This window comes from Zobellella sp. DQSA1 (assembly GCF_041950555.1).
Classification (GTDB): Bacteria; Pseudomonadota; Gammaproteobacteria; order Enterobacterales; family Aeromonadaceae; genus Oceanimonas.
The window spans coordinates 2963457-2989412 of sequence record NZ_CP169531.1 but is presented as its reverse complement, the minus strand read 5'-3'; the positions used below and the strand labels follow the sequence as shown (position 1 = coordinate 2989412).

Annotated in this window: 26 protein-coding genes and 6 tRNA genes; 10 read left to right on the top strand and 22 right to left on the bottom strand. The window is 61.8% G+C overall.

Translation table 11 applies throughout. The features are described from left to right. Positions 1 to 5 precede the first annotated feature (5 nt). The 3 genes from ybeY to miaB form a co-directional block, all read right to left on the bottom strand. Positions 6 to 473 (bottom strand): rRNA maturation RNase YbeY, encoded by a 468-nt coding sequence (gene ybeY, locus ACEVBK_RS14395; RefSeq protein WP_375055602.1) that lies wholly within the window; start codon positions 471 to 473, stop codon positions 6 to 8. Further along, complete coding sequence (locus ACEVBK_RS14390) at positions 470 to 1504, bottom strand: PhoH family protein (protein WP_375055601.1); 1035 nt, start codon at positions 1502 to 1504, stop codon at positions 470 to 472. Before ACEVBK_RS14390 ends, ybeY begins: the two co-directional genes overlap by 4 nt. A 91-nt stretch (positions 1505 to 1595) precedes the next feature. Next, complete coding sequence (gene miaB / locus ACEVBK_RS14385) at positions 1596 to 3026, bottom strand: tRNA (N6-isopentenyl adenosine(37)-C2)-methylthiotransferase MiaB (RefSeq protein ID WP_375055600.1); 1431 nt, start codon at positions 3024 to 3026, stop codon at positions 1596 to 1598. Positions 3027 to 3188: 162 nt separating this feature from the next. Here miaB and ACEVBK_RS14380 point away from each other — a divergent pair, with 162 nt between their 5' ends. Beyond that, positions 3189 to 4358 carry an FAD-dependent monooxygenase gene (locus ACEVBK_RS14380; protein WP_375055599.1) on the top strand — a complete coding sequence of 390 codons (1170 nt, stop codon included), beginning with the start codon at positions 3189 to 3191 and terminating at the stop codon, positions 4356 to 4358. A gap of 102 nt (positions 4359 to 4460) precedes the next feature. Here ACEVBK_RS14380 and ACEVBK_RS14375 read toward each other — a convergent pair. The 9 genes from ACEVBK_RS14375 to ACEVBK_RS14335 form a co-directional block, all read right to left on the bottom strand. Further along, a tRNA-Gln gene (locus ACEVBK_RS14375) sits at positions 4461 to 4535 on the bottom strand. An 8-nt stretch (positions 4536 to 4543) separates the two neighbouring features. After that, positions 4544 to 4628 (bottom strand) — tRNA-Leu (locus ACEVBK_RS14370). A 7-nt stretch (positions 4629 to 4635) separates the two neighbouring features. Beyond that, positions 4636 to 4712 (bottom strand) — tRNA-Met (locus ACEVBK_RS14365). Between the two features lie 112 nt (positions 4713 to 4824). Beyond that, positions 4825 to 4899 (bottom strand) — tRNA-Gln (locus tag ACEVBK_RS14360). 126 nt (positions 4900 to 5025) lie between these two features. Continuing rightward, positions 5026 to 5100 (bottom strand) — tRNA-Gln (locus ACEVBK_RS14355). Positions 5101 to 5106: 6 nt separating this feature from the next. Further along, positions 5107 to 5183: transfer RNA gene (locus ACEVBK_RS14350), tRNA-Met, on the bottom strand. Positions 5184 to 5564: 381 nt separating this feature from the next. Beyond that, complete coding sequence (locus ACEVBK_RS14345; protein ID WP_375055598.1) at positions 5565 to 6200, bottom strand: hypothetical protein; 636 nt, start codon at positions 6198 to 6200, stop codon at positions 5565 to 5567. A 35-nt stretch (positions 6201 to 6235) separates the two neighbouring features. After that, positions 6236 to 7471 (bottom strand): hypothetical protein, encoded by a 1236-nt coding sequence (locus ACEVBK_RS14340; RefSeq protein WP_375055597.1) that lies wholly within the window; start codon positions 7469 to 7471, stop codon positions 6236 to 6238. 55 nt (positions 7472 to 7526) lie between these two features. Beyond that, on the bottom strand, positions 7527 to 8234 hold the full coding sequence (locus tag ACEVBK_RS14335; protein WP_375055596.1) for a LuxR C-terminal-related transcriptional regulator: 708 nt from the start codon (positions 8232 to 8234) through the stop codon (positions 7527 to 7529). Between the two features lie 752 nt (positions 8235 to 8986). On the opposite strand from ACEVBK_RS14335, the gene ACEVBK_RS14330 reads away from it, so the two are divergent. Together ACEVBK_RS14330 and ACEVBK_RS14325 are read left to right on the top strand one after the other, a co-directional pair. Further along, positions 8987 to 9595, top strand: a complete 609-nt coding sequence (locus ACEVBK_RS14330; RefSeq protein ID WP_375055595.1) for a tetratricopeptide repeat protein — start codon at positions 8987 to 8989, stop codon at positions 9593 to 9595. Between the two features lie 115 nt (positions 9596 to 9710). Then, a complete protein-coding gene (locus ACEVBK_RS14325) occupies positions 9711 to 10547 on the top strand; it encodes a hypothetical protein (RefSeq protein WP_375055594.1) in 837 nt (278 codons plus the stop codon). A 173-nt stretch (positions 10548 to 10720) separates the two neighbouring features. Here the strand turns inward: ACEVBK_RS14325 and ychF are convergent, their stop codons facing one another. Beyond that, positions 10721 to 11812 (bottom strand): redox-regulated ATPase YchF, encoded by a 1092-nt coding sequence (gene ychF, locus ACEVBK_RS14320; RefSeq protein ID WP_375055593.1) that lies wholly within the window; start codon positions 11810 to 11812, stop codon positions 10721 to 10723. Between the two features lie 16 nt (positions 11813 to 11828). Continuing rightward, the gene (gene pth, locus ACEVBK_RS14315) at positions 11829 to 12425 is read right to left on the bottom strand and encodes an aminoacyl-tRNA hydrolase (RefSeq protein ID WP_375055592.1); all 597 of its coding nucleotides are present in this window, start codon (positions 12423 to 12425) and stop codon (positions 11829 to 11831) included. Between the two features lie 193 nt (positions 12426 to 12618). On the opposite strand from pth, the gene ACEVBK_RS14310 reads away from it, so the two are divergent. Then, the gene (locus ACEVBK_RS14310) at positions 12619 to 13347 is read left to right on the top strand and encodes a sulfite exporter TauE/SafE family protein (RefSeq protein WP_375055591.1); all 729 of its coding nucleotides are present in this window, start codon (positions 12619 to 12621) and stop codon (positions 13345 to 13347) included. 174 nt (positions 13348 to 13521) lie between these two features. Here the strand turns inward: ACEVBK_RS14310 and ACEVBK_RS14305 are convergent, their stop codons facing one another. The 3 genes from ACEVBK_RS14305 to lolB all read right to left on the bottom strand — a co-directional run bounded on the left by ACEVBK_RS14305 (position 13522) and on the right by lolB (position 16166). Further along, positions 13522 to 14469, bottom strand: coding sequence for a ribose-phosphate pyrophosphokinase (locus ACEVBK_RS14305; RefSeq protein WP_375055590.1), 948 nt, complete (start codon positions 14467 to 14469; stop codon positions 13522 to 13524). A 252-nt stretch (positions 14470 to 14721) separates the two neighbouring features. Continuing rightward, on the bottom strand, positions 14722 to 15591 hold the full coding sequence (ispE, locus tag ACEVBK_RS14300) for a 4-(cytidine 5'-diphospho)-2-C-methyl-D-erythritol kinase (RefSeq protein WP_375055589.1): 870 nt from the start codon (positions 15589 to 15591) through the stop codon (positions 14722 to 14724). After that, positions 15588 to 16166 (bottom strand): lipoprotein insertase outer membrane protein LolB, encoded by a 579-nt coding sequence (lolB, locus tag ACEVBK_RS14295; RefSeq protein WP_375055588.1) that lies wholly within the window; start codon positions 16164 to 16166, stop codon positions 15588 to 15590. Before lolB ends, ispE begins: the two co-directional genes overlap by 4 nt. 122 nt (positions 16167 to 16288) lie before the next feature. Between lolB and hemA the strand changes: the two genes are divergently transcribed. From hemA to ACEVBK_RS14265, 6 genes are all read left to right on the top strand, one after another. After that, positions 16289 to 17548: a glutamyl-tRNA reductase gene (gene hemA, locus ACEVBK_RS14290; RefSeq protein ID WP_375055587.1), complete on the top strand. Its 1260-nt coding sequence runs from the start codon at positions 16289 to 16291 to the stop codon at positions 17546 to 17548. Between the two features lie 24 nt (positions 17549 to 17572). Further along, positions 17573 to 18658, top strand: a complete 1086-nt coding sequence (gene prfA, locus ACEVBK_RS14285) for a peptide chain release factor 1 (protein ID WP_375055586.1) — start codon at positions 17573 to 17575, stop codon at positions 18656 to 18658. Then, entirely contained in the window at positions 18658 to 19515 is an 858-nt protein-coding gene (prmC, locus tag ACEVBK_RS14280) for a peptide chain release factor N(5)-glutamine methyltransferase (RefSeq protein ID WP_375055585.1), read from the top strand. Before prfA ends, prmC begins: the two co-directional genes overlap by 1 nt. After that, positions 19493 to 20299 (top strand): SirB1 family protein, encoded by an 807-nt coding sequence (locus ACEVBK_RS14275; protein ID WP_375055584.1) that lies wholly within the window; start codon positions 19493 to 19495, stop codon positions 20297 to 20299. Before prmC ends, ACEVBK_RS14275 begins: the two co-directional genes overlap by 23 nt. Before the next feature lie 8 nt (positions 20300 to 20307). Beyond that, positions 20308 to 21156 (top strand): 3-deoxy-8-phosphooctulonate synthase, encoded by an 849-nt coding sequence (kdsA, locus tag ACEVBK_RS14270; RefSeq protein WP_375055583.1) that lies wholly within the window; start codon positions 20308 to 20310, stop codon positions 21154 to 21156. A 145-nt stretch (positions 21157 to 21301) separates the two neighbouring features. Beyond that, positions 21302 to 21766 carry an Lrp/AsnC family transcriptional regulator gene (locus tag ACEVBK_RS14265; RefSeq protein ID WP_375055582.1) on the top strand — a complete coding sequence of 155 codons (465 nt, stop codon included), beginning with the start codon at positions 21302 to 21304 and terminating at the stop codon, positions 21764 to 21766. A gap of 10 nt (positions 21767 to 21776) precedes the next feature. On the opposite strand, the gene mmuM is transcribed toward ACEVBK_RS14265, so the two are convergent. From mmuM to ACEVBK_RS14240, 5 genes are all read right to left on the bottom strand, one after another. Further along, complete coding sequence (gene mmuM, locus ACEVBK_RS14260) at positions 21777 to 22730, bottom strand: homocysteine S-methyltransferase (RefSeq protein ID WP_375055581.1); 954 nt, start codon at positions 22728 to 22730, stop codon at positions 21777 to 21779. Positions 22731 to 22767: 37 nt separating this feature from the next. Further along, positions 22768 to 23517 (bottom strand): amino acid ABC transporter ATP-binding protein, encoded by a 750-nt coding sequence (locus ACEVBK_RS14255; protein WP_375055580.1) that lies wholly within the window; start codon positions 23515 to 23517, stop codon positions 22768 to 22770. Positions 23518 to 23525: 8 nt separating this feature from the next. Further along, positions 23526 to 24473 (bottom strand): amino acid ABC transporter permease, encoded by a 948-nt coding sequence (locus ACEVBK_RS14250; RefSeq protein WP_375055579.1) that lies wholly within the window; start codon positions 24471 to 24473, stop codon positions 23526 to 23528. A gap of 55 nt (positions 24474 to 24528) precedes the next feature. Continuing rightward, the gene (locus ACEVBK_RS14245; protein WP_375055578.1) at positions 24529 to 25326 is read right to left on the bottom strand and encodes a transporter substrate-binding domain-containing protein; all 798 of its coding nucleotides are present in this window, start codon (positions 25324 to 25326) and stop codon (positions 24529 to 24531) included. 161 nt (positions 25327 to 25487) lie between these two features. Next, on the bottom strand, positions 25488 to 25892 hold the full coding sequence (locus ACEVBK_RS14240) for a group II truncated hemoglobin (RefSeq protein ID WP_375055577.1): 405 nt from the start codon (positions 25890 to 25892) through the stop codon (positions 25488 to 25490). Positions 25893 to 25956: the final 64 nt, after the last annotated feature.

The window sequence follows — 25956 nt, the reverse complement described above, 5'->3', positions numbered from 1 at the left end:
CCTCATTAACCTTCATCATCGTCTTGATAGGGATTGTCGATACCTAAACCGGCCAGGATCGCTATCTCTTTGGATTCCATTATCTCGGCTTCGTCATCCTTAATATGGTCAAAACCGAGTAAATGCAAGCAGCCATGTACCACCATGTGCGCCCAGTGGGACTTCAAGGGCTTGTTCTGTTCCGCCGCTTCACGCTCTACCACCTGGCGGCAGATCACCAGATCGCCCAGCAGGGGCAGTTCGATGCCGGGGGGCGCTTCGAAGGGGAAAGACAGTACATTGGTGGCGTAGTCGCGGCCCCGGTAGTCCCGATTGAGCTCCCGGCTTTCCGCTTCGTCCACCAGCCGCACCGTGACTTCGGCATCAGTGCGCTCACCGGCGAGTGCGGCAGCCAGCCAGCGTTCGAACTCCTGCTCGTCCGGCAGGCCGGGTGTTTCATCGCAGGCGACTTGCAAATCCAGCCACAGGGTCATGCTTTCTTGTCCTCATCGGGATGGGATGCGTGCTTCTGCCGGGACTCGAAGGCCTCGTAGGCGCGCACGATACGGGCCACCACCGGGTGGCGCACCACGTCTTCGGCGCGGAAGAAGTTGAACGACAGCCCTTCGACCTCGCTCAGTACCTCGATGGCGTGGCGCAAGCCGGACTTGGCATTGCGCGGCAGATCGATCTGGGTGATGTCGCCGGTGATCACCGCCTTGGAGTTGAAGCCGATGCGGGTCAGGAACATCTTCATCTGTTCCACCGTGGTGTTCTGGCTCTCATCCAGGATGATAAAGGCGTCGTTCAGGGTACGGCCGCGCATGTAGGCCAGGGGGGCCACTTCGATGACATTGCGTTCGATGAGCTTTTCCACCCGCTCGAAGCCCAGCATTTCGAACAGGGCGTCGTACAGGGGGCGCAGATAAGGGTCGACCTTCTGGCTCAGATCCCCGGGCAGGAAGCCGAGTTTCTCGCCCGCTTCCACCGCCGGCCGGGTCAGCAGGATGCGGCGGATTTCCTGGCGTTCCAGGGCATCTACCGCGGCGGCCACCGCCAGATAGGTCTTGCCGGTGCCGGCCGGGCCAATGCCGAAGGTAATATCGTGGCTCAGGATATGGGCCACGTACTGGGCCTGGTTGGGAGTACGGGGTTTGACCAGGCCGCGTTTGGTCTTGATGGTCACTTCCTTGCCATACTGGTAGCCGGTATCGGGCTCAGGGCCCTGCTCCAGTACCCGTGCCTCCTTGATGGCGAGGTGAATCTGCTCGGGAGTGACATCGGGAACGGGTTGGCCTCTTACCGGCTGGGTCTCCACATAGAGTCGCTGCAGCAGATCGCCGGCCACCTTGACCAGGTTGGTCGGGCCCAGGATCTGGAAATGCTGATTGTGGTAGTTGATCTCCACTCCCAGGCGGCGTTCCAGTTGTTTGAGGTTGTCGTCGAAAGGCCCGCACAGGCTGGCCAGGCGCTGGCCGTCGGCGGGCTGCAGTTCGAGTTCCAGATTGGTGACGTTGGGTGTCAAGGTAACTCCTGAATATCGGGGGTTGGTGATTGGGGGCAGGGGATTGGCCGGGATCTTCCAATCCCCTATCCCCAGTCCCGGCTCCCGGCCGTTAAGGGGTAAAGGTCGCCACACCCACTTCATCGGCCACGCCGTCCGGGCGACGAGCGAGGATGCTCCGGGGAGACACCTGTACCCGCAGGCCCATTGCGGCCTCGTCACGCAGGAACTTGCCGCGCAGGCTGTGGGGCATTACTTCGGTAATTTCCACATCGGCGAAGCCGCCGATAAGGTGGTGCGGCCCTTCGAAGTTGACCACCCGGTTGTTTTCGGTGCGACCGCGCAGCTCCATGGGGTTGAGCTTGGAGGGACCTTCCACCAGGATGCGCTGGGTCGAGCCCAGCATCTGCCGGCTGATCTGCTGGGCCTGGTGGTTGATCACATTCTGCAGCCGGTACAGCCGTTCCTTTTTCTCGTCCATCGGCACATCGTCGGGCAGGTCGGCGGCCGGGGTACCGGGGCGGGGGCTGAAGATAAAGCTGAAGCTCATGTCGAAGCCCAGGTCCTCGATGAGTTTCATGGTTTTTTCGAAGTCGTCGGCGTCTTCACCGGGGAAGCCCACGATAAAGTCGGAGCTGATGGTAATGTCGGGCCGGGCGGCGCGCAGCCTGCGGATCTTGGACTTGTACTCCAGCGCGGTGTGCGGCCGTTTCATCAGGGTAAGGATGCGATCCGAGCCGCTCTGTACCGGTAGGTGCAGGAAGCTGACCACCTCGGGGGTATCCTTGTATACCTCGATGATGTCGTCGGTAAACTCGATGGGGTGGCTGGTGGTGTAGCGGATGCGGTCGATGCCGTCGATGGCCGCCACCAGCCGCAGCAGATCGGCGAAGCTGCAGATGTCGCCATCAAAGGTCCCGCCCCGGTAGGCGTTGACGTTCTGGCCCAGCAGGTTGACTTCGCGCACGCCCTGCTCGGCGAGCTGGGCGATTTCATAGAGCACATCGTCCAGGGGGCGGCTTACTTCCTCGCCGCGGGTGTAGGGCACCACGCAGAAGGAACAGTACTTGGAACAGCCTTCCATGATGGACACGAAGGCGGTGGCGCCTTCGGCCCTGGGCTCGGGCAGGTTGTCGAATTTCTCGATTTCCGGAAAGGCCACATCCACCTGGGCGCCGTTGCCTTCGAGTACGGATTTGATCATCGCCGGCAGCCGGTGCAGGGTCTGGGGGCCGAACACGATGTCGACAAAGGGAGCGCGGGCGCGAATGGCATCACCTTCCTGGGAGGCGACACAGCCGCCGACACCGATCACCAGCCCGGGGTTGGCTTCCTTCAATGGACGCCAGCGGCCCAACTGATGGAACACCTTCTCCTGCGCCTTTTCGCGGATGGAGCAGGTGTTGAGCAGCAGCACGTCGGCGTGTTCCGCTTCCTCGGTGAGCTGGTAGCCGTGGGTGGCGTCCAGCAGATCGGCCATCTTGGATGAATCGTATTCGTTCATCTGACAGCCCCAGGTTTTGATATGAAGTTTTTTGCTCATGGCACTCTTTGAATTACGGCAAGGGACATGCGTTCAGGACCGGGGATTCTACTCTTTTCTCCCGGCAGTGGCCAGATAATATCCAGTGCACAGGGGACCAGATTCTCGCCGAAATCGCCGGTTAAATGGGGTAGAATGGCCGAAAAATCCGGAGGTTGGACAATGGAACACTGTGATGTCGCCATCATCGGCGGCGGTATGGTCGGTGCCCTGGCGGCGGCGCTGCTGGCGCCGAGCGGACTGAGTATCCGGGTTATCGAAGCCAGGGCGCCCGCCGCCTTCGAACCCGGGCAGGAATTTGATCTGCGGGTGTCCGCGATCAGCGCCGCCTCGGTGCGCCTGTTGCAGCAGGCCGGGGCCTGGGATGCCATTGTCGCCATGCGGGCCTGGCCCTACCGCGCCCTGGAAGCGAGCGAGTGGCAGGGGTTCGGCACCCGCTTCGAGGCCCGGGAGCTGGACTGTGACCACCTCGGCTTTATGGTGGAAAACCGGGTGATCCAGCTCGGGCTGTGGCAGGCGCTGGCCCAGTGGCGCAATGTGGTGCTCGACTGCCCCAATGGGCTGGCCGGGCTTGCACCAACCCCCACCGGTACCGAGCTGGCCCTGGACAATGGCCAGCGGCTGCAGGCCCGGCTGGTGCTGGCCTGTGACGGGGCCGAGTCGCGCACCCGCCAGTTTGCGGGCATCGGTGTCACCGCCTGGGACTATGCCCAGCATTGCATGCTGATCAGCATCGAGGGCGATGCCCTGGAAGCCGAGACGACCTGGCAGCAATTCTGCCCCAGTGGCCCCCGGGCCTTTCTGCCCTTGGGCCAGCGTCACGGCTCCCTGGTATGGTACGACCAGAAGGTGCGGATCCGGGAGTTGGCCGCGTTGGACCGGATGGCACTGGCGCAGCAGGTCGCCGTGCATTTTCCGGCCCGGCTGGGTGCCTTCCGGGTGCTGGAAAAGGGTCATTTTCCGCTGCGCCGGCGGCACGCCAACCAGTATCTGAAAGGCGCCGTGGTGCTGTTGGGCGACGCAGCCCATACCATCAATCCACTGGCGGGGCAGGGGGTAAACCTGGGGTTCAAGGACGTGGCCTGCCTGAGCGAACTGATGCACCAGGCGGTGGAAGGCGGCCAGGATATTGCCTCGGCCGAGTTGCTTGAGCGCTACCAGTGCCGGCGCCGACCCGACAACCTGCTGATGCAGGGGGCGATGGATCTCTTCTATCAGGCGTTCAGCAACGATCTGCTGCCGCTCAAGTTGCTGCGCAATCTGGGATTGAAAGCCGCCCAGAACAGCGGCCCGCTGAAAAACCAGGTAATGAAATACGCCATGGGGCTGTAAGGGGCGGGGACTGGGGATTAGGGACTCGGGATTGCCCAATCCCTAATCACGAATTCCAGAAACCAAAAAGCCGGCACAGAGGCCGGCTTTTTGATGTCGATATGGCTGGGGTACCAGGATTCGAACCTGGGAATGGCGGGATCAAAACCCGCTGCCTTACCGCTTGGCGATACCCCAATTTTTAATGGTGCGGGAGGCGAGACTTGAACTCGCACACCTTGCGGCGCCAGAACCTAAATCTGGTGCGTCTACCAATTTCGCCACTCCCGCAAAAGAGTGGTGGCTATGGCGGGATTCGAACCTGCGACCCCATCATTATGAGTGATGTGCTCTAACCAACTGAGCTACATAGCCACATAAGCATTGAGTCGCCTCAATGGTGTTTAAATGGCTGTAGTGCCGAGCTACGAACCAGGTCATAAATGCCGGTGCCAAACTCTGCTTTTCTTCAACCATTTATGAAAAATGGCTGGGGTACCAGGATTCGAACCTGGGAATGGCGGGATCAAAACCCGCTGCCTTACCGCTTGGCGATACCCCAACAGTGATGGTTGGCAGTTATAACACAATTGCCAGCCATTTAAAAAATAGCCTGGTTACCGAGTTCCGAACCTGGGCGCTGAGGCCGGGAGCAAAACCCGCTGTTAATCCAGCTTGACAGATAATATGGCTGGGGTACCAGGATTCGAACCTGGGAATGGCGGGATCAAAACCCGCTGCCTTACCGCTTGGCGATACCCCAGCAGAGTGGTGGCTATGGCGGGATTCGAACCTGCGACCCCATCATTATGAGTGATGTGCTCTAACCAACTGAGCTACATAGCCACTTCGCTGTCGATGACTCCTCGTCACCGGACGGGGCGCATTATGCGTATCCGGCCCCGGAGCGTCAACCGTTTTTTCCCGAAAAACAGGTCTGGTTCAACCGTTTGGCCAGAAACTAGGCATGGTGGCGCAAGCCTGGTCAAGGTGCTGTTCATTTGTGCAAAAAAAGGCAGAAAGCCGAGCCGAGGGGACTTGGGTCGCCGCCTGGCTAAATCAGGCTGATCGGTCCCGTTGTCCAGGGGGGCGAAGTCATTCAATGCGTGGCGCTCGGCCAAGGGCCAGAGCTCGGGAGTGGTGTGGTACGGAGGTGGCCCCAAAGGGCCACGCTGTTGTGTGGCTGGTGGTGTCGGCAGGAGAAAACCGCCTTTATGTCATGGCGCATCATTTCGGACGGAGTACGGCCCTCACTTTACCGCTATCACCTCCTCCGCAATAGAATCGCTCCCGGCCATCAGACTCCAACCCCGATACTCCTGTCCCGGGGGGCATCTCGATCGTGGCCAGAACCTCGCCTGTTCGTGGATCGATGTGCCTCAATTCACTCTCGTCGCCTTCCCAGGTGCCGTGCCACAGCTCGCCATCAACCCAAGTGACTCCGGTGACGAAGCGGTTGGAATCGATGGTACGAAGCACCTCCCCGGTCTGGGGATCGAGTTGAAGGATCTTCCGGTCCTGGTACCGTCCCAGCCAGAGCGATCCTTCGGCCCAGGTAAGCCCGGCATTGCAGCCATCACCGCCGGGTGCCGGGAGTGTGGCGACGACCCGGCCGCTTTGCGGCTCTATCTTCTGGATGCAATCCCCGCCGAGCTGGAACAGGTAATGGCCGTCGAAAGCCGTTCCCGCATTGGCGGTGACATCGATAGCACCTTGTGTCTTCCCGCTCGCCGGATCCAGGGCGTGCAACCTGTCTCCGCTGGCAAACCAGACCTGCCTTCCGTCGTAGGTTACCCCATGTACGGCGTCTACTCCCGGAAAGGGGCCATATTCATGAATGATGTCGGCTGTTGTTCGTTTCATGTCGCTATCCTCGTTGCCGGGTATTTGTTTTTATCCTAGCCCCCCGGGGGCGACGTCAGGAGTAACAAGGTTGTCGTGAATCCCGGGAGCGGCGGAAGTCCCCAACGGCGTGAACGCCCGTGCCCGAATGATTGCACCTTGCCCGAGTGCGCAAGCGACTCGAGAGCCCGCTGTACGGTGCGTTGGCTGGCCCCCAACGCCAGTGCCAGGGCTGAACTCGACCAGGTTTCACCGTCGGCAAGCAGGGCCAGCACTTCCCCATGCTTTTCTTCGATGGGTCGCGCCAGTACGACGACCTCCCTGGCGCGGCTCGGAACCAACGCAAATCCCTGCGTCGTCGCACGTACCTCGGCCAGTGTCTGCAGCAATTTGCGAAGCCGGCCCATTTCTACACGCAGCCGAACGCGATGGGTATCATCGGCAAACTTGGTCCGGAAGGCACGGGCAATGAGGACGTTCCTCGGCACGTCGCCGGGCCAGGCCTCGCCCAGCAGGCGGGCGAGGGTGAACAACACCGGGCGTCCCGCAAGCGAGACCGTTGCGTTCGCATCGCACACAGCATGGCGGCAGGCGTCCACGACGAACGCCTCTGACGCCAGTAATGCCGCTACCTCCTCCAGCAGGAGCGGCCGTTCCCGGCCTCGTCGGATCAAACGAGCGGCGGGGGTACTCAGGGCGAGAGCGGCACTTTCGACTTCCGCCAGCAGTGCGGGAATGCCTGCCTGACGAGCGGCCCGTTCGGCCCGCGTGAGGGCCGAGCGGGCCCTTTTTGTTTGAAGGCGGCGGAGGGCGACTCCCGCCGTTATCAGCTCGTGAATGGTTTTCAATAGGGGGGAATAGGGCGAGGGATCGATCCCGGCGAGCGCCGCTTCGACGTCGTCGAGGCGACCGAGCAGAAGCTGGCGCCGGATGTCTATGTTCCGTGCATGGGCGGCGTTGGCCCGGTCGCCGTGCTTTTCCAATAGCGCCCGCGCCATATCGAGCCTCTTGGCCGGCCAGTTCAGGTCTCGCGAGGCGAGTGCAATTTCGGCCTCGGCCACGACACACTTCGACCGGGCGATGGCTTCCTTCGGCCCGAAGGCATGTGTCGCCCTGCGCAAGAGCGCCTTGGCACGAGCGAAGTCGCCAAGCTGCGCCATCGCGATGCCGCGCAGTGCAAGCGAAGGCGCGTCATCGTGAAGGGCGATCCGAGCGAGCGCTCCCAGGGGATCTCCCTGTGCGAGGGCGTGTGCCGCCATGGTGATGAACGAATCTCCGGAATGCTCGCTCATGGCTGTTTACCTTGCCCGGTACCGATGACGGACAGTTGCTCCCGTGGAGTTGGGCCTACACGTATCCCAAGCTCATGCATCTGGCTACAGCCTGGGCCTTATTCAGGACATCCAGCTTTTTGAAGATATTATTCATATGAAATTTTACCGTTCGCTCGGAAATGGACATGACCAGGGAAATCTCCCAGTAAGACTTGCCATGAGCACACCATTTGATAACTTCTATCTCTTTTGGCGTTAATCTTGGATTGTTCCACAGGGAAGGCCGCATCAGGGTTTCAGCAATATGGGGGATGAGATGCTTGATAATCTCGACTTGCATACGATCTAAAGGCGTTTTTCCATTTCCAAGCGATACCACTGTGGTATCGGCCACCATTGAGTAATCCTTTGGTGCATAGCAAATGCCTTCCATCAGAGAGAAATCCCTGGCGCGTTGGATAAACTCGTTACTGTTATGGCCAGCGCGGGAGTAAGCAGTCGCCCACAGGAAGGGGACAGAGGATCTGATAGATAAATTAAATACAGGATCCACCATGGAATAATTGTTTTCTATATATAACCTACTCCATTCTTCACTTATGCCAAAAAAATATCCGGTTTCAACTTTGGTGTACCGACATACACGACCGGCAACCATGGAACTGATGCCCAGCTCTTTGCTTAGGGTGTCCTTTAGTTCCTTGAGGTTCTCTTGACTTCTTATCTCCAGGCACTTGGAAATAAGATCAAGCGTCAAGAGCAGATCACTCTTGGCTAACATTCATCAATCCCCTGAGTTCATCATATTTGCAGTCCATTCCATAGCCCGGGTGAGCGGAGGTGACATGCCTTGAGTTTAGCCAAGTGTGAAAACGCCCCGCTACTTTTTGTCAAGGTGTTGGTGTTCGTCTCGCTCATGTCGTGCCGGTAACCACGCCAAGCCCCGGCACTGAAGTGGGGTACAGGCGTGCTCGGCTGCGGCAACCGCGTGGCGAGATTCGGGGACAGCCCGGAGTCTGGATGTTGTGGCCTATCCAGTACATGGTTTGAAATTCATGAGCTGGTTTCCTGTATTGATTCATGAAGGTCGTGACCATCGGTGCTGACTTGAGCAGATCATGGCCGCGCTTGTTTAAATAATAGATCCTAATAGTGCTACATCGAGCGGACACCGCACGCAGACACGCCGTAACCCCATCCTTGGGGGCTCCGCCGCGCCATCCCTGGCGCGAAGGGCCTGCTTAGCAGCCCCCGGTCGCTGTCGGCAGTGATCTACTATTCGGAACAGCTATTTAACCTATCGCCGTGGTACCAATATATCGTTATCGCTGACTTCAAAAAATATCCCGACACTGGATGGTCAACCCACGCTGCCGCTGGAAACTATTGACGCGACATCTCGTAGATACCCAGAGGATAACAGTCTGGCTACCTGTACTTTAGTACAGGTTGTTGGCTTTTACGGTTGGGTTGAAAATAAGAGTCCCGCATTTTTCTATTTAGCCTGTGCCTATTTACAAGGAATGTTTCGCTATGGTCAGCAATTCAAGGGGCAACCCGCTGAAGAAATGTCTCATTCTGGTCGGCGTCGCCGTAACCCTCAGCGCCTGTGCTACCAGCACCTCTAAAGAAACCCTGCGTTTCTGCGACGACACCGGCTGTTCCGAACGTTCCTCTTCCTCTGCTACCGCCGACTACCTGGACGAGCCGCCGGTCGTCAAAAGCGAACAAATACTTAAACTCGAAGAGGCGGCGAGCAGTGACCCCAGGGCGGCTTATGATCTCGCTCTGCGTTACTTCCGTGGTGACGGTATACAACGCAACAGCTACCAGGCGCTGCAATGGATGCGCAAGGCCGGCGAAAGCGGCCTGCTTCATGCCCAGCAAGCACTGGGCGGATATTACCTGAGCGGCCTCGAGGAAATGGGCAGCGATCCGCAAGAAGCGGAGAAATGGCTGTCCATGGCGGCTGCCCAGGGAGATCAGGAGTCAGCCTCCCTGTTGGCGGAAGCCGCCGAGGCGAAACAACGGGAGGCCGGGGATTATCGCTGGCGCCAGCACTGGCGTGAATACTATCGCGGCTACTGGTACCGGGGTTATTCATACTTCGGCTACTGGAGACAGGGATACTGGTATTACTGACCCAGGACTGTCAATCAGAAAACTCAGCCAAGGAAGGGTCGGGATACTCCCTGACCGCCTGGCCAAGCAATGACCGTCCAACATATCAAAAAATAGACAGGGAGAAATACACCTCATGAACATCACTCGCACCCCATCCAAAGCCGGCAGGCTGTTCGGCCTGTGCTTGCTGGGCGCCAGCCTCTCGGCCTGTGCCGGTGGCGGAATGCTTAGCACCGGAAACCAGTCCACCGCCATGTCCGGCTCGGCTGGTGGCAGCACCAGTGCAGGAGCCAACCCTGAATTGGAGCGCTGCGATCGTTCCCTCGGCACCATCGCCATGGATGACGGCCGCAACGCCGACTGGTATGGCCGCTTCGGCAGCGCCACCCAGGTTACCAGTATCGAGCCCCTGCTGCGCCTGGCCGTGCAGCAGTCCAACTGCTTCGTGATCACCGCTATCGGCAACCAGCAACTCGATAGTAACCTGAGCCGGATTACCGATCAGCAGCGTAACTCCGGTGAATACCGGGCCGGCTCCAACCAGCACAAGGGGCAGCGCGTCGCCGCGGATTACTTCCTCGAGCCGAAGATAATCATCGACAACGACTCGGTTGGCGGCCTGGGTGCGGCCCTCGGCGGCCTGTTCGGCAACAGCACCGTAGCGGGCCTGGCGGGTGCCATGCAGTCGAAAGCCTCGGTGGTGACCCTGTCACTGTTCGACATCCGTTCCTCCGTGCAGATTTCCATTTCCGAAGGCAGTGCCACCGCCACCAACTACGGCGCGGCGATAGCCGGCCTGACCGGCAACGTTGCCAGTGGCCTGGGTGGTTTCTCTCGCACACCGGAAGGCAAGGCGACGGTGGCGGCGTTCAACGACGCCTGGAACAAGATGATCGTCTCCCTGAAGAACTACAAGGCTCAGGATGTTGAAGGTGGTCTGGGTACCGGTGGGGTTTTGAGGGTCAACTGATACCCTGCCGTATTGTCGAAAACGCCCCGCGCAGGCTTGCTTGCGCGGGGCGTTTCTTTGATGGCGGCACAAAGCCTCAAGGGCGATAAGCCGGTTCTCCCGAGCTCCCCTTTTTTGAATTGCCAGGCGCCAGTGCTTCGGCATCCGGTGAGGCGGGGAGCGGAGGAAGGGGATCAGACGTTGAACAGGAAGTTCATCACGTCGCCGTCCTTGACGATATAGTCCTTGCCCTCGGAGCGCATCTTGCCCGCTTCCTTGGCGCCCTGTTCACCCTTGTAGCTGATGAAGTCGTCAAAGGCGATGGTCTGGGCGCGGATAAAGCCCTTTTCGAAGTCGGTATGGATCTTGCCTGCGGCCTGGGGCGCGGTGGCTCCCACGGGGATGGTCCAGGCGCGGACTTCCTTCACCCCGGCGGTGAAGTAGGTCTGCAGGTTCAGCAACTGGTAGCCGCCGCGGATCACCCGGTTCAGGCCCGGTTCTTCCAGGCCCATGTCGGCCATGAATTCGGCGGCTTCTTCCGCATCCAGCTCGGCGATTTCCGATTCCATGGCGGCACACACCGGCACCACTATGGCGTTTTCGGCGGCGGCGATTTCCTCCACCTGGGCCAGGTAGGGATTGTTCTCGAAGCCGTCGTCATTGACGTTGGCGATGTACATGGTCGGCTTGATGGTGAGGAAGTTCAGGTAGTCGATGGCCGCTTTCTCTTCCTTGGTGAGTTCTACGCTGCGCAGTACCCGGGCCTGCTCCAGGGCGGGCAGCAGCTTTTCCAGCACCGTCATCTCGAATTTGGCGTCCTTGTCGCCGCCCTTGGCCTTCTTGGCGTTGCGCTGCATGGCCCGCTCACAGGTGTCCAGATCCGCCAGCGCCAGTTCGGTATTGATGATTTCGATATCGTCCTTGGGCGATACCTGGCCGGCCACGTGCACGATGTTGTCGTTGTCGAAGCAACGCACCACATGGCCGATGGCGTCGGTCTCGCGGATGTTGGCCAGAAACTTGTTGCCCAGGCCTTCACCCTTGGAGGCCCCCGCTACCAGGCCGGCGATGTCTACGAATTCCATGGTGGTGGGCAGGATACGCTGGGGCTTGACGATCTCGGCCAGGGCATCGAGACGCGGGTCCGGCACCGGCACCACGCCGGTGTTCGGCTCTATGGTGCAGAAGGGGAAGTTGGCGGCTTCGATGCCCGCCTTGGTCAGCGCGTTGAACAGGGTGGATTTGCCCACATTGGGCAGTCCCACTATACCGCATTTAAAACCCATAGCTGTGTCCTGAAATTTACTTGGTGGAATCGGCGTTAAAGGCATGCAGGCGATTCATCGCCCTGGTCATGCCGTCGTTGAATAAAATATCGGTGGTGCGGGCGGCCTCGTCTACCGTGGCCTCCAGCAGGCTCTGCTCGGGAGCCGGCGCCTTGGTGAGCACGAAGCCGGCGACCTGGGACTTGTGCCCCGGATGGCCGATGCCGAGCCGCAGCCGGTAAAAATCCTTGTTGTTGCCGAGGCTGCTAATGATGTCCTTCAGGCCGTTATGACCGCCGTGGCCGCCGCCCTGCTTGAAGCGGGCGCTGCCCGGGGGCAGGTCCAGTTCATCGTGGGCCACCAGTATCGCCTCGGGCGGGATCTGGTAGAAGTTGGCCATGGCCGCTACCGACTTGCCCGAGCGGTTCATGAAGGTGGCCGGGATCAGCAGCCGTACCTCATGGTTCCCGATGCGTATCCGGCCGGTCCAGCCGAAAAACTTACCTTCTTCCCTGAGTTGGCCGCCATGCCGCCGGGCCAGCTCGGCCACATACCAGGCGCCGGCGTTATGGCGGGTGTGGGCGTATTCCGGGCCCGGATTACCAAGCCCGACGATCAGTTCGATAGGATTCATATGCTGAGTCGGCCGTTAAAATGACGCCATATTCTAATGAAGAGCGGCAATAATGGCCACCTCGGTGACTTGATCCGCGGGAATCGGTAATATAGCCAGCATTGTATACGATCAGGTATAAGATCGTTTGCACTCTCCGGGACGTCATTGCCCGCTTCATTGCCGCACGGATGCCTGTCACAGGATGCTTCTTATGTACGAACTGCTCGGCTGGGCCCTGCTCGCCGGGGTGCTCAATGCCCTGGCCGGTGGCGGCCTCTTCTTGACCCTGCCGGCGCTGCTGGCTACGGGGGTACCCAGCACCGGTGCGGTGGCTACCGCCAGTGTGGCTTCCTGGCCCGGCTATGCCAGTGCCTTCTGGGGCATGCGTCGCCAGCTCGGCAGCGGCCCCTGGTTGGCACTGACCGGCATCGGCCTGGCCGGTGGCGGACTGGGGGCTTTGGCGCTGGTGCAGTTCCATGCCGACAGCTTCAACTACCTGGTACCCTGGCTGCTGCTGACGGTGAGCCTGCTCTATGCCCGCCAACTGCTGAGCCGCTCCGGTTTCGAAGGGCCGCTCGACATGAAACGCCGGGCTTGGCCACTGTTGCTGGGCGGTGCCTTTTACGGCGGCTTCTTCGGTGGTGGCCTGGGGGTATTGCTGATGGCGTTGACCGGCCAGCTGAGGATGGGATCCAACCTGCAGCAGCACGCCATCAAGCTGTATCTGTCGATGCTGGCCAGCGGCGCCACCATCCTGGTGTATTCCCTGTCCGGACTGGTGCACTGGCGGGCCTGCCTGGTGCTGGCGCTGGGGTATCTGGTCGGGGGCAAGCTGGGTGCCCGGCTGCTGGTATGGATAAAGCCCCGGCTGCTGGCCTGGACCATAGTGCTGTTTGGCATCGGCCTGAGCGGTTACTACTTTGTGCGGTTCTATTGGTAATTTGGGGACTGGGGACTGGGGACTGGGGACTGGGGACTGGGGACTGGGGACTGGGGACTGATACACTCACTGTGAATCCCGAATCCCGAATCCCGAATCCCGAATCCCGAATCCCGAATCCCAAACACAAAAAAGCCCGCGGATTCGCGGGCTTTTTGCTTCCAGCTCGAGCGCTTAGTGCTCGAACATGGCGGAGATGGACTCTTCGTTGCTGATGCGGCGAATGGCTTCGGCCAGCATGCCGGACAGGGACAGCTGCTTAACCTTGGCCAGGGCTTCGATTTCCGGAGTCAGCGGGATGGAGTCGGTGATGATCACCTCGTCAATCACCGAGTCCTTGATGTTCTGGGCGGCATTGCCGGAGAACACGGCGTGGGTGGCGTAAGCGAACACGCGCTTGGCGCCGTGGTTCTTCAGGGCTTCGGCGGCCTTGCACAGGGTGCCGCCGGTGTCGATCATATCGTCCACGATCACGCAGTCACGGCCTTCCACATCACCGATCAGATGCATCACCTGGGACACGTTGGCACGAGGACGGCGCTTGTCGATGATGGCGATATCGGTTTCATCCAGCAACTTGGCCACGGCTCGGGCCCGCACTACACCGCCGATATCGGGGGAGACCACCACGGCGTTGTGCAGGTTCTTGGCTTTCATGTCTTCCAGCAGCACCGGCGTGCCGAACACGTTGTCCACCGGTACATCGAAGAAACCCTGGATCTGTTCGGCATGCAGGTCGACGGTCAGTACCCGGTCAACGCCCACGCTGGACAGGAAGTCGGCCACGACCTTGGCGGTAATCGGTACCCGGGCGGAGCGCACGCGGCGGTCCTGGCGAGCATAGCCAAAGTAGGGGATAACGGCGGTAATACGACCGGCGGAGGCTCGGCGCAGGGCATCCACCATCACGATCAGTTCCATCAGGTTATCGTTGGTCGGTGCGCAGGTGGACTGGATGATGAAGACATCGCCGCCACGTACATTTTCGTTGATTTGTACGCTGATTTCGCCGTCACTGAAGCGGCCGACATCGGCAGCACTCAGTTTGATAAAGAGACGATCGGCGATACGTTGGGCGAGTTCCGGCGTTGCATTACCAGCAAACAGCTTCATGTCGGGCACGGTTGAAAACCTCGGGGTTGTTTCATGGGTGGCGAGACTGGACGGGGCCGTGAACCCGTTTACGGAAACCAGTTCCGCTATCCAGCCCTTTTTGTAATTCTGAACGTGGTGTGTCTTGCAGGTAGCCGGGCCAGACAACCCGGACGGCGAGCCGGCCTCGGCCGTGTCGTCCTGCAGACATCACTTAACAGCGGATTGACCCTCGGAATAAGGGAGAAAGCGGGCCCACCCCCACTTTCTTGCAAGCGCTGCCTAGGTTGCCGTATTCGATGACGGGGCCGGTTCGTCGAGCTGCTGCAACACATTGAACAGCGGCGAAATATTACAGCCTTTGGCGACGAAACCGGTGCTTCCTTCCGGTGCCCTGGCCAACGCATTTTCGGCCGCTTCCCGACCGTCGAAGGTGGCAAAGATACAGGCTCCGGTGCCCGTCATTCTTGACGGCGCATATTCTAGCAACCAGCCAAGGAGCTTGGCAACCTCGGGGTGGCGCTTTTTGACCAGGGGTTCGCAATCGTTTTCCCAGGGCAGGCTGAGCCGTTGTTCCAGGCTGAGGGCCGGGCTGCTGCGGGGCAGCTCTGGATCGGTAAAGACGGCGGCGGTCGCCACCTCGATACCGGGATTGAGGACCAGGTACCAGGGCTCGGGCGGATGGGCGGGAGTCAGGATATCGCCCACCCCTTCGGCAAAGGCGGCCTGGCCGCGTACGAACACCGGCACGTCGGCGCCCAGCCGACGACCGAGTCGAGCCAGCTGTTCCTGGCTGAGTCCCAATTGCCACAACCGGTTGAGGGCCACCAGGGTGGTGGCGGCATCGCTGGAACCGCCGCCCAGGCCACCGCCCATGGGCAGCCGCTTGGTGAGATGGATACGGGCGCCCTTGGTGCAGCCGGTCTTGCTCTGCAGCAGGCGGGCGGCCTGGATGATGAGGTTGTGTTCTTGCTCCACCCCGGGCAGGGCCGGTTCGAGGACGAGATGACCGTCGGCGGCTGGCGCGAAGCCCAGGCTGTCGCCATGGTCCAGAAACTGGAACAGGGTCTGCAGGTCATGATAGCCGTCGTCGCGGCGGCCGGTGATGTACAGGAACAGGTTGAGTTTGGCCGGGGCGGGCAGGACTATCATGGCTTCAGTTCCCATTGATTGATGGCCAGGCGCAGGGTGGTGGTGTCGTGGGTCAGGTTCAGCCGGCTCGGCAGCCAGAGGCCATCGATGCGAGTATAGCCCAGGTAGCTGAGTTGCCAACCGTGAGCGCGCAGGCTTTGCGGCCGGCCATCGGCGTCGTATTCCACCTGGTCCGCCTCGCCGGGCAGCCCCTTTATCCAGTAGGCCAGCTGTTCCACCGGCAGATCCCAGCCGGTCAGCCGGAACACCAGATCCCGGGCGTTGCGCGCCGTATGTTGCCGGCCCTCGCTGTCGGTAAGTTGAATGGTGCCCTGGCGGCGGTTCAGATCGAACACCCGGCTGCCCACCACATTGGTCAGGTTCATCCGGTAATCGTCACTGTCCTGACGCCAGAACAGGCTGAGGCTGCCTCGCTCATCCGGGGTGATGATGCCGAGCCGCGCCGACAGCTGCCAGTCCTGCAACTGGGCCAGGGCGGTTTTCTGGGCCTGCCAGGAGCCGGGAGGGGCTTCCTGGGCCCGGTAGGCACAGCCGGAAACGAGCAACAGGGCAAAGGCGATCAATAAGGCGCGCACAGACAACTCCGATATCATGTTTGCCGTCAGTATAAGGGCAAGGTCAGCGCCTTTTAAAGCCTTACCCTTTCTCGTACAATAGCCGGCTACTTGAAAGATGTTGTGAGCCGCAGAATACCCTCATGAGCCTGCTGGTACTGGGAATCAATCATAAGACCGCTTCCGTCGCCCTGCGCGAGCGGGTGGCATTCGGGCCGGATATCGCCCCCAAGGCACTGCAGGAGCTGATGCACACCCGAGGGGTGGAAGAGGCGGTGATTGTCTCTACCTGCAACCGCACCGAGCTCTACTGTTGCCTGGATCAGCAGGGGGAAAGCGATCTGGTGCGCCACTGGCTGCAACGGTTTCACCATCTGGATGAAGACGAACTGACCTCCTGCCTGTACCAGCACCAGGGCGAGGAGGCGGTGCGACACCTGATGCGGGTGGCCTGTGGCCTGGACTCCCTGGTGCTGGGCGAGCCGCAGATATTGGGGCAGATCAAGCAGGCCTACAACCAGTCCCATCAGGTGGGTAGCCTCAGGGGCATTCTCGAGCGCCTGTTCCAGAAGTCGTTTTCCGTAGCCAAGCGGGTGCGTACCGAAACCGAGATCGGCGCCAGTGCGGTGTCGGTGGCCTTTGCCGCCGTCAGTCTGGCCAAGCGCATTTTTTCCGATTTAAGCCGTACCCGGGTATTGCTGGTCGGTGCCGGTGAAACCGTGGAACTGGTAGCCCGTCATCTGAAGGAACAGTCGGTGACCCAGATGATGGTGGCCAACCGCACCCTGGAACGGGCCCAGAACCTGGCGCGGGAGTTTGACGCCCAGGTGATGACCCTGGAGCAGATCCCCGAGCATCTGCCCAGAGCCGATATCGTCATCAGTTCCACCGCCAGTCCCCTGCCGATCATCGGCAAGGGGATGGTGGAACGGGCACTCAAGGCGCGCCGCCATAAGCCCATTCTGCTGGTGGACATCGCCGTGCCGCGGGATATCGAGCCGGAGGTAGACGAATTGAGTGATGCCTATCTGTATACGGTGGACGATCTGCAGGGCATCATTGAACAGAACCTCGAAGCCCGCAAGCGGGCCGCCGGCCAGGCCGAACGGATCATTCTTGAAGAGCGGGATCAGTTCATGGGCTGGTTCCGCTCGCTCAGGTCGGTGGACCTGATTCGCGATTACCGCACCCAGGCCGACGCCGTGCGAGAGCAGGAGCTCGGGCGGGCGCTACAGGCCCTGGCCCAAGGGGAAGACCCGGCCCTGGTGGTTCAGCAACTGGCCCGGCGCCTGACCAACAAACTGATTCATACTCCTACCCAGGCGCTGAGCCAGGCGGGCAAAGACGGCGATCAGGAAATCCTGGCCGTGCTGGCCCAGAGCCTGGGCCTTGGCCAGCGCTGACAAGGCCATAGCGGCGAGACACAGATGAACGAATCCATACAGAAGAAACTGGAAGGCCTGCAGGAGCGCTACGAAGAGGTGCAGGTGCTGCTGGGCGAGGCCACGGTGATCAACAACCAGGACCAGTACCGGGCCCTGACCCGGGAATACGCCCAGTTGGAAGACGTGGTGGGCTGTTTCCGCCGCTACTGCCAGGCCGAGGCGGATCTGGCCGGCGCGCGCGAGATGCTGGCGGAAGACGATGCCGAGCTCAGGGCCATGGCCGAGGAAGAAATCGACACCGCCAAGGCCACCATCGAGGAGCTGGGCCGCGAGCTGCAGATCCTGCTGCTGCCCAAGGATCCGAAGGACGACAGCAACTGCTTCCTGGAGATCCGCGCCGGGGCCGGCGGCGACGAGGCGGCTATCTTCGCCGGCGATCTGTTTCGCATGTACAGTCGCCATGCGGAACAGCAGCGCTGGCGTATCGAGATCGTCAGCGCCAGCGAAGGGGAGCATGGCGGCTTCAAGGAAATCATCGCCCGGGTCGAGGGAGCCGGCGCCTACGGCAAGCTCAAGTTCGAGTCCGGCGGTCACCGGGTACAGCGGGTACCCGAGACCGAGTCCCAGGGGCGTATCCATACTTCCGCCTGCACGGTGGCGGTGCTGCCCGAGGTTCCCGAGACCGAGGCCCCGGAGATCACTTCGGCAGATCTGAAAGTGGATACTTTCCGCGCCTCCGGCGCCGGCGGCCAGCACGTCAACAAGACCGACTCCGCGATCCGCATTACTCACCTGCCTACCGGCATGGTGGTGGAGTGCCAGGACGAGCGCTCCCAGCACAAGAACCGGGCCAAGGCCATGGCGGTGCTGGCCTCGCGCCTGGCGCAGATGGAGCAGGACAAGCGGCATGCCGAGGAGCAGAGCACCCGCCGCAACTTGCTGGGTAGCGGTGATCGCTCCGATCGCATCCGCACCTACAACTATCCCCAAGGGCGGGTGTCGGATCATCGCATCAACCTGACTCTGTACCGGCTGAGCGAAGTGCTGGAAGGCCAGCTCGACATGCTGACCCAGCCGATACTGCAGGAATACCAGGCCGACCTGCTGGCCGCCCTGGCGGGGCAGTAATGACCCTGGCCGAGCTGCGCCAACGGCTGCGCGAGCAACTGGCGGGGGGGGAGTCGCCCGCCCTGGATGCGGACGTGTTGCTGTGCCATGTGCTGGGCAAGCCGCAGAGCTTTCTGCTGGCCTGGCCGGAATACCAGCCGAGCCCGTCCGAGCTGGACCAGTTGGCCGCCCTGGTGAACAGGCGGCTGCGGGGCGAGCCGGTGGCGCACCTCACCGGCGTGCGGGAGTTCTGGTCGCTGGAGCTCGAGGTTTCGCCCGCCACCCTGATCCCCCGACCCGATACCGAACTCATCGTAGAAGCGGCCCTGGCACGGTTGCCCGCCCAGGCCGCCCGCCTCGTCGATCTGGGCACCGGCACCGGCGCCATCGCCCTGGCGCTCAAGAGTGAGCGCCCCGCCGATAGAGTGCTGGCGGTAGAATTCAGCCCGCAGGCGGCGGCCCTGGCCCGGCGCAACAGTGAACGGCTGGCGCTGGCCATCGAGGTGCGCCAGGGCAGCTGGTTTGAACCGCTGGCAGGGCTTCATTTCGATATGATCCTGTCCAACCCGCCCTATATCGATGCCGCCGATCCGCATTTGCAATCGGGAGATGTGCGTTTCGAACCGGCTTCGGCCCTGGTGGCGGAACGGGCTGGCCTGGCGGATCTGCACCATATCGTCGAGACGGCGCGCGCCCATCTCAATGGCGGAGGCTGGCTGCTGCTGGAGCACGGCTGGCAGCAGGGGAGCCAGGTACGGGAATATTTTGGCGCCATGGGCTATTGCCGGGTGCAGACCCTGCGCGATTACGGCGGCCAGGAGCGGATCACGCTGGGGCAGTGGCCCGGGAGGCAAGATGCTGAAAACGAAGGTCAGTGAGTGCTGGCAGGGCCTTGAGTCGCGCAGTCTGATGATGCTGGCGCTGGATGTGGTGGAGAGCCTCTATGGCCTGGCGGCGCGGGACAAGGCCGAATGTGACCTTTTCGCCCTGGAGCGGGAACTGGCCGAGACCCTGGCCGGCCGGAACGCCGCGGAACAGCTGCTTCCGGCCCTGTTCGGCGCCATGGGGCTGGCCGGCGATTGGGAACGTTTTTTTTCCACCGACAACTGCTTGATGGACCGGGTGCTGGCACGCCGCCGGGGCATTCCGGTGACCCTGGGAATCTTGATACTGCACCTGTGCGAGCGTTTCGGGGTGCGGGCCGAGGGCATCTGTTTTCCCGGTCATTTTTTGTTGCGGCTCTGGTCGGGAGAGGAGGGCGCCGTCGTGGATCCTTTCACCGGCGCGGCGCTTGGCCGGCGTGAAATCGAGCAACTGCTGCGCGGCGCCCGGGGCAACCTGGCCCGGCTCAAGCCCGAGCAGCTCAAGGGGGCCGATAACAAGGCGATACTGGAGCGATTGCTGAATGTGACCAAGGCCGCCTTTATCCATCATAAGCAGTTTTCCCAGGCCCTGGCCTGCAGCCAGTTGCTGCTCAAGCTTAAGCCCGACTGTCCCATTGAACGGCGGGATCGGGGTTTTCTGTTCGAGCAGCTCGACTGCCACCGGCTCGCCGCCGAGGACTTCGAATTCTTCATCCAGCACTGCCCCGAGGATCCGGTGGCCGACGTGCTGAAAGCCCAGATAGCGGCCCTCGACCTGGGTCCCAAAACCCTCCACTAGGAGTAGCGATGAAAACCGTCAAGATCAATCAGATAAGCGTGGCCAACGACAAGCCTTTCGTGCTGTTCGGCGGCATCAACGTGCTGGAGTCCCGCGAGCTGGCGCTGAAAGCCTGTGAGCATTACGTCAAGGTGACCGACAAGCTCGGCATCCCCTATGTGTTCAAGGCCAGTTGGGACAAGGCCAACCGTTCCTCCATCCACTCCTTCCGCGGCCCCGGCCTGGAGGAAGGCATGAAGCTGCTCGCGGAGATCAAGGATACCTTCAAGGTGCCGGTGATCACCGACTTGCACGAGCCCTGGCAGGCCGCCCCGGTGGCCGAGGTGGCGGACGTGATCCAGTTGCCCGCCTTTCTCGCCCGGCAGACCGATCTGGTGGAGGCCATGGCCAGAACCGGCCGGGTGATCAACATCAAGAAGCCCCAGTTCCTGAGCCCGGGGCAGATGAAGAACATCGTCGACAAGTTTATCGAGTGCGGCAATGACCGGCTGATTTTATGCGAGCGCGGCGCCAACTTCGGCTACGACAACCTGGTGGTGGACATGCTCGGCTTCGGGGTGATGAAAAAGGCCACCGCCGGCGCCCCCATCATTTTCGACGTGACTCATGCCCTGCAGTGCCGGGATCCGCTCGGCGAAGCCTCCGGCGGCCGTCGGGAGCAGGTGGTGGATCTGGCCCGGGCGGGCATGGCCACCGGCCTGGCCGGTCTGTTCCTCGAGTCCCACCCGGATCCGGACAGCGCCAAGTGCGACGGCCCCAGCGCCCTGCCGCTGGCCAGGCTGGAGCCTTTCCTGGCCCAGATCAAGGCCCTGGACGAACTGGTGAAAAGCTTCACGCCGCTGGATACCCACGGCTGAGCCGGATGCGATAGCTTGTTCTTAACAAAGGCGGCCAGGGTGCCGCCTTTGTTTTTATCAATGGTTGAGCCGGATCGCCGAGTTATTTAGAATAGCCGTCCAGCCGTACTTATGGCTTCAACCTTCCGATGGGATCTAGCCGGCAATGAGTGACAACCTGGACCATTTCGACCGAAAAATACTCGCCATCGTGCAGCGCAACTGCCTGACCCGCAGCGAAGTCATCGCCGAAGACATCGGCTTGTCACCGTCGGCGGTGCAGCGGCGGCTGAAGCGGCTGCGTCAGAACAAGGTGATCAGCGCCGACGTGGCGGTGGTCGACAACCGCAAGCTCGATAACCTGATGAGCTTTATCGTCGGCCTGGAAATCGAGCGGGAAAACTACCAGGTGATGGATCGCTTTATGCGCTGGGCCCAGGGCCAGGACGCCTTTCAGCAGATTTTCTACGTTACCGGGGCGGTGGATCTGGTGGCGGTGATCCTGGCCCGGGACGTGACCGAATTCGATACCCTTGCCGAAGCCACCATGAGCCAGTTCCCGGAGATCAAGCGCATGAACACCAATGTGGTGCTCAATGTGCTGAAGTCCGGGCTGAACCTGCCAATCTGAGTCTTTTTCCTTACTCCGCCGGCGGGCGCAGCAGGGCGCAGACGGCGGCGATGTCCGCCGGCGAGGTGCGGCAGCAGCCGCCGATCAGGCGGGCGCCCTCCCGCTGCCAGCGCCCGGCGGCCCGGGCGAACTGTTCGCCGTCGGTCGTACCGTGCCAGCACTTGTGGCCGGCGTCGTACTGCTCGCCGGAGTTGGGGTACACCAGCAGCGGCTTGGTGGTGGCGTCCCGCACCGATTGCAGCAGCCCGGACACGTGCTCGGGGGCGGTGCAGTTGAGGCCCACCGCCACCACCGACCCGAAGGGGGCCAAGGCCGTGACACAGTCGTGCAGCCGCTCGCCCTGGCTGTTATGCTCCGCATCCCGGCAACTGAAGCTGATCCAGCCGCAGGCGCCGGGATGTTCTTCCATCAAGCGGGCCAGGGCCCGGGCCTCGCTCAGGCAGGGCAGGGTCTCGCAGGCCAGCAGGTCTGCACCGGCCGCCAGCAGCACCTCCAGCCGGGGCCGGTGGAAGGCCATCAGACCGGCTTCATCCAGGTCGTAATGGCCCCGGTACTCGGAACCGTCTGCCAGCATGGCGCCATAGGGACCGACCGAGGCCGCGACCAGGGGGCGGGGGCGAAGGGCGCGCTGTTCGGCGCTCAATCCTCGCCAGAAGTCGTCCCGCGCCGCTACCGCCAGTTGCACCGCCTGGTGCATCAGCCCGGCGGCCTGTTCGGGGGCGATCCCGCGGCGGGCGAAGGCCTCGAAGGTGGCCTGATAGCTGGCGGTGATGGCCACATCGGCGCCGGCGGTGAAATAGTCGTAGTGGACGGCGTAGATCAGCTCGGGCTGCTCGATCAGCACCTTGGCCGACCACAGCGGATCCTTGAGGTCACAGCCCCGGCTTTCCAGTTCGGTGGCCAGGGCGCCGTCGAGGATGGCCAGGGGAAACTGCGTGAGCAGGGTTTCAATAGGATTGGTCATACACACCTTGAACAACACCGGCGAGGCGGTGGATGGGTTAGAGGATCTGCGACAGGAACTGCCGTAGCCGCGGGTGGGCGGGGCGGTTGAAAAAGCCGTCCGGCGTATCTTCGGCCAGCAGCCGGCCGTCTGCCATGAACAGCACCCGGTCGGCTACTTCCCGGGCAAAGCCCATCTCGTGGGTGACCACCACCATGGTCATGCCTTCTTGGGCCAGGCCCTTCATCACTTCCAGCACTTCCCCCACCATTTCCGGATCCAGCGCCGAGGTGGGTTCGTCGAACAGCATGATGTGCGGCTGCATGCACAGGGCCCGGGCGATGGCCACCCGCTGCTGCTGGCCGCCGGAAAGCTGAGCCGGGTAGTGGTCCATGCGTTCCGCCAGGCCTACCTTGGCCAGCAGGGCCCGTGCCTGTTGCTCCACCTCGGCACGCGGACGCCCGGCCACCTTGAGCGGCGCCAGCATCACATTCTGCAGGGCGGTCTTGTGGGGGAAGAGGTTAAAGCTCTGGAACACCATGCCGACCCGCTCCCTGAGCTGGTTGACGTTGGTGTTTCGGGCATGGATATCGATGCCCTCGAGCTCGATACGGCCGGCGCTGATGCTTTCCAGCCGGTTGAGGGTGCGCAGGAAGGTGGATTTTCCCGAGCCCGAAGGCCCGACGATCACCACCACCTCGCCACGGCGAATGGTGACCGACACCTGGTTGAGCGCCTGGCAGCCGTTGTCGAATACCTTGTCGACCCGGCTGGCGCTGAGAATGGTTTCTGGGTGTTTTATCTGCATGGGCGCTCCTAGTGTCCCGCCGCCAGGCGCCGTTCCAGCCGCTGTACCAGCCAGGACAGGGATGCCGTCATCACCAGGTAGAGCAGGGCCACAGTGAACCACACCTCGAAGGGGGCGAAGGTGGAGGACACCACTTCCCGCCCGGCCTTGGTCAGGTCGGTGAGGGAGATCACCGACACCAGGGAGGAGTCCTTGATCAGGTTGATGAACTGGCCGGCCAGGGCCGGCAGGCTGCGTTTGAGTGCCTGAGGCAGTACCACCTCGATCATGGCCCGTACATAGCTCATGCCGAGCGAACGGGCCGCCTCCATCTGTCCCACCGGTACCGCCTGGATGCCGGCGCGGATGATTTCCGCCACATAGGCGGCGCTGAACAGGGTGAGGGCGGCGGCGCCCGCGGTAAAGCGATCCAGCGACAGCACGGTGCCGACGAAGAAGTAGATGATGAAGATCTGTACCAGCAGTGGGGTACCGCGGATGATCTCGATATAGAGAATGCACAGTTTGCGCAGGGCCGGGTTGGCGGACAACCGCCCCAGGCCCAGGCCTAAGCCGAGCAGGATCGAGCACAGCAGCGAGACTACCGACAGCTGTAGTGTCATCACCATGCCATGGAGGATGGGACCGGCGCGCAGACTGTCGACCCTGGCCACCTCATCCCCCTCGAACAGCAGGTCGCCGTCCGCTACCAGCAGGGTGCCGACCCTGTCGAGCTCCAGAGGCGCATCGCCGAGGTCGGAAATCAGGGTAAGGCGGCCGTCGTCACCGAGCTCGGCCTGGCCGTCGAAGGGCGCGAGGATGGACTGGGGCGAGGTGTCGACGATATAGGGCAGCACCCGTTCCCAGCGCCAGTGGTAGTCGATGCTCTGGGTGGACCAGTAGATACCGCCGGCCAGCATGAGCACCACGCTCATAAAAACCCCGTTCCACAGCCAGTGGTGTTTGGCAGTCTGCATATTCGTTCCCGTCAAACCGGCCGACGGCCCGGGCCGTCGGCAACAACATAGAGGATTACTGTACCCGGCTCAGCCAGGCATCGCTCTTGAACCACTTGCGGTAGAGCCTGTCATAGCTGCCATCGCCCTTGATCTGGCGCAGGTAGTTGTTGAGGAAGTTGAGGAAATCCCCGTCGCCCTTGCGTACCGCCCAGCCCAGGGGGCCATAGGTGAAGGCCTGATCGAGGTGCACCAGCCGGCCCGGGTTTTGCGCGGCGTAGACGGCGTTGTAGCTGATGTCGTAGACGAAGGCGTCGGCCCGGCCGTTGGCGACTTCCTGGGCGGCGTCGGCGGAGCTTTCGAACAGTCGCATCTTGGCCCGGCCCAGGTGGCGCTTGATGGCGTATTCGCCGCTGGTGCCGAGCTGGGCGGTGACGGTGTAGCCGTCATCGTTCAGCTGGCGGTAGGCGGTCACTGTCTCGGCCAGCTCCGGGCGGATCAGCACCGTCTGGCCGGCGTCGAAATAGGGCTCGGCGAAATTGACGCTGAGGTTGCGCTCGGGGGTGACCGTCATGCCCAGAATAAGATCGCATTTATTGGTCTGCAGGGCGGGGATGATGCCGTCCCAGCCGGTGTTGACCGGCACGAACTCGACGTTGATCGATTTGGCCATGGCCTTGGCAATGTCGATGTCGAAGCCGATAAAGTCGCCGCGCTTGTCGGTCATCTCGAAGGGCATGTAGCCGGATTCGAAGCAGAAGCGGAATTCCCCCGAGCTCTGGATCTGCTCCAGGGTGGAACTCTGGGCGCTGGCGGCGGCGGTGAACAGGCCGAGGCTACTGCCCAGCAGGAGAAGGCTGAGGTTTTTTTTCATGAACAGTCCCTGTGGCGAACGAAGGCATCAGGGGCAAGACCCCGATAGCGATTAACGGAGCCCCGTATTCTAGCGGCAGCGCACGGGGATATTCCGCATTATCGGGGAAAAATGCGGGGCGTTGCGGCGCCGGGCTAAGCCCTTACCGGCCCCGGGTCGTATCAGTCCCGGGTGCGGCAGCGCTCGGCGGGCACCCTCAGGGCGTGCAGCAGGTACTGCTTGAAATCTTCGGCGTAGTCCTGCCGTTCCAGTGCTTCCGCCATGCAGGCCAGCCAGGCGTCGCGTTCGGCGGGACCGATAGCCAGGTGGGTATGGGCCCGGGGTATGCTGATGGGGCCGTACTTCTCCCGGTAGCGGGGCGGGCCGCCCAGCCAGCCGCACAGGAAGCGGGCCAGCTTGTCGGTACTCTCGGCGAGATCGGTCGGGTGCATGGCGAGGATGATGGCGGCGTCGGGGCGACGGACCATGGCGGCATAAAAGGCTTCGGCCAGGCGGCGCAGGCCGGCTTCGCCGCCGGCGGCCCGGAAGGAACTGTCACCCTGCCCGTAGGCGGAAGGCCATAGCATAAACGGCTCGCTATTCTGATATCTGAGATGCCGGTTATTGTCGCCCAAAACATCCGGCAGGTGA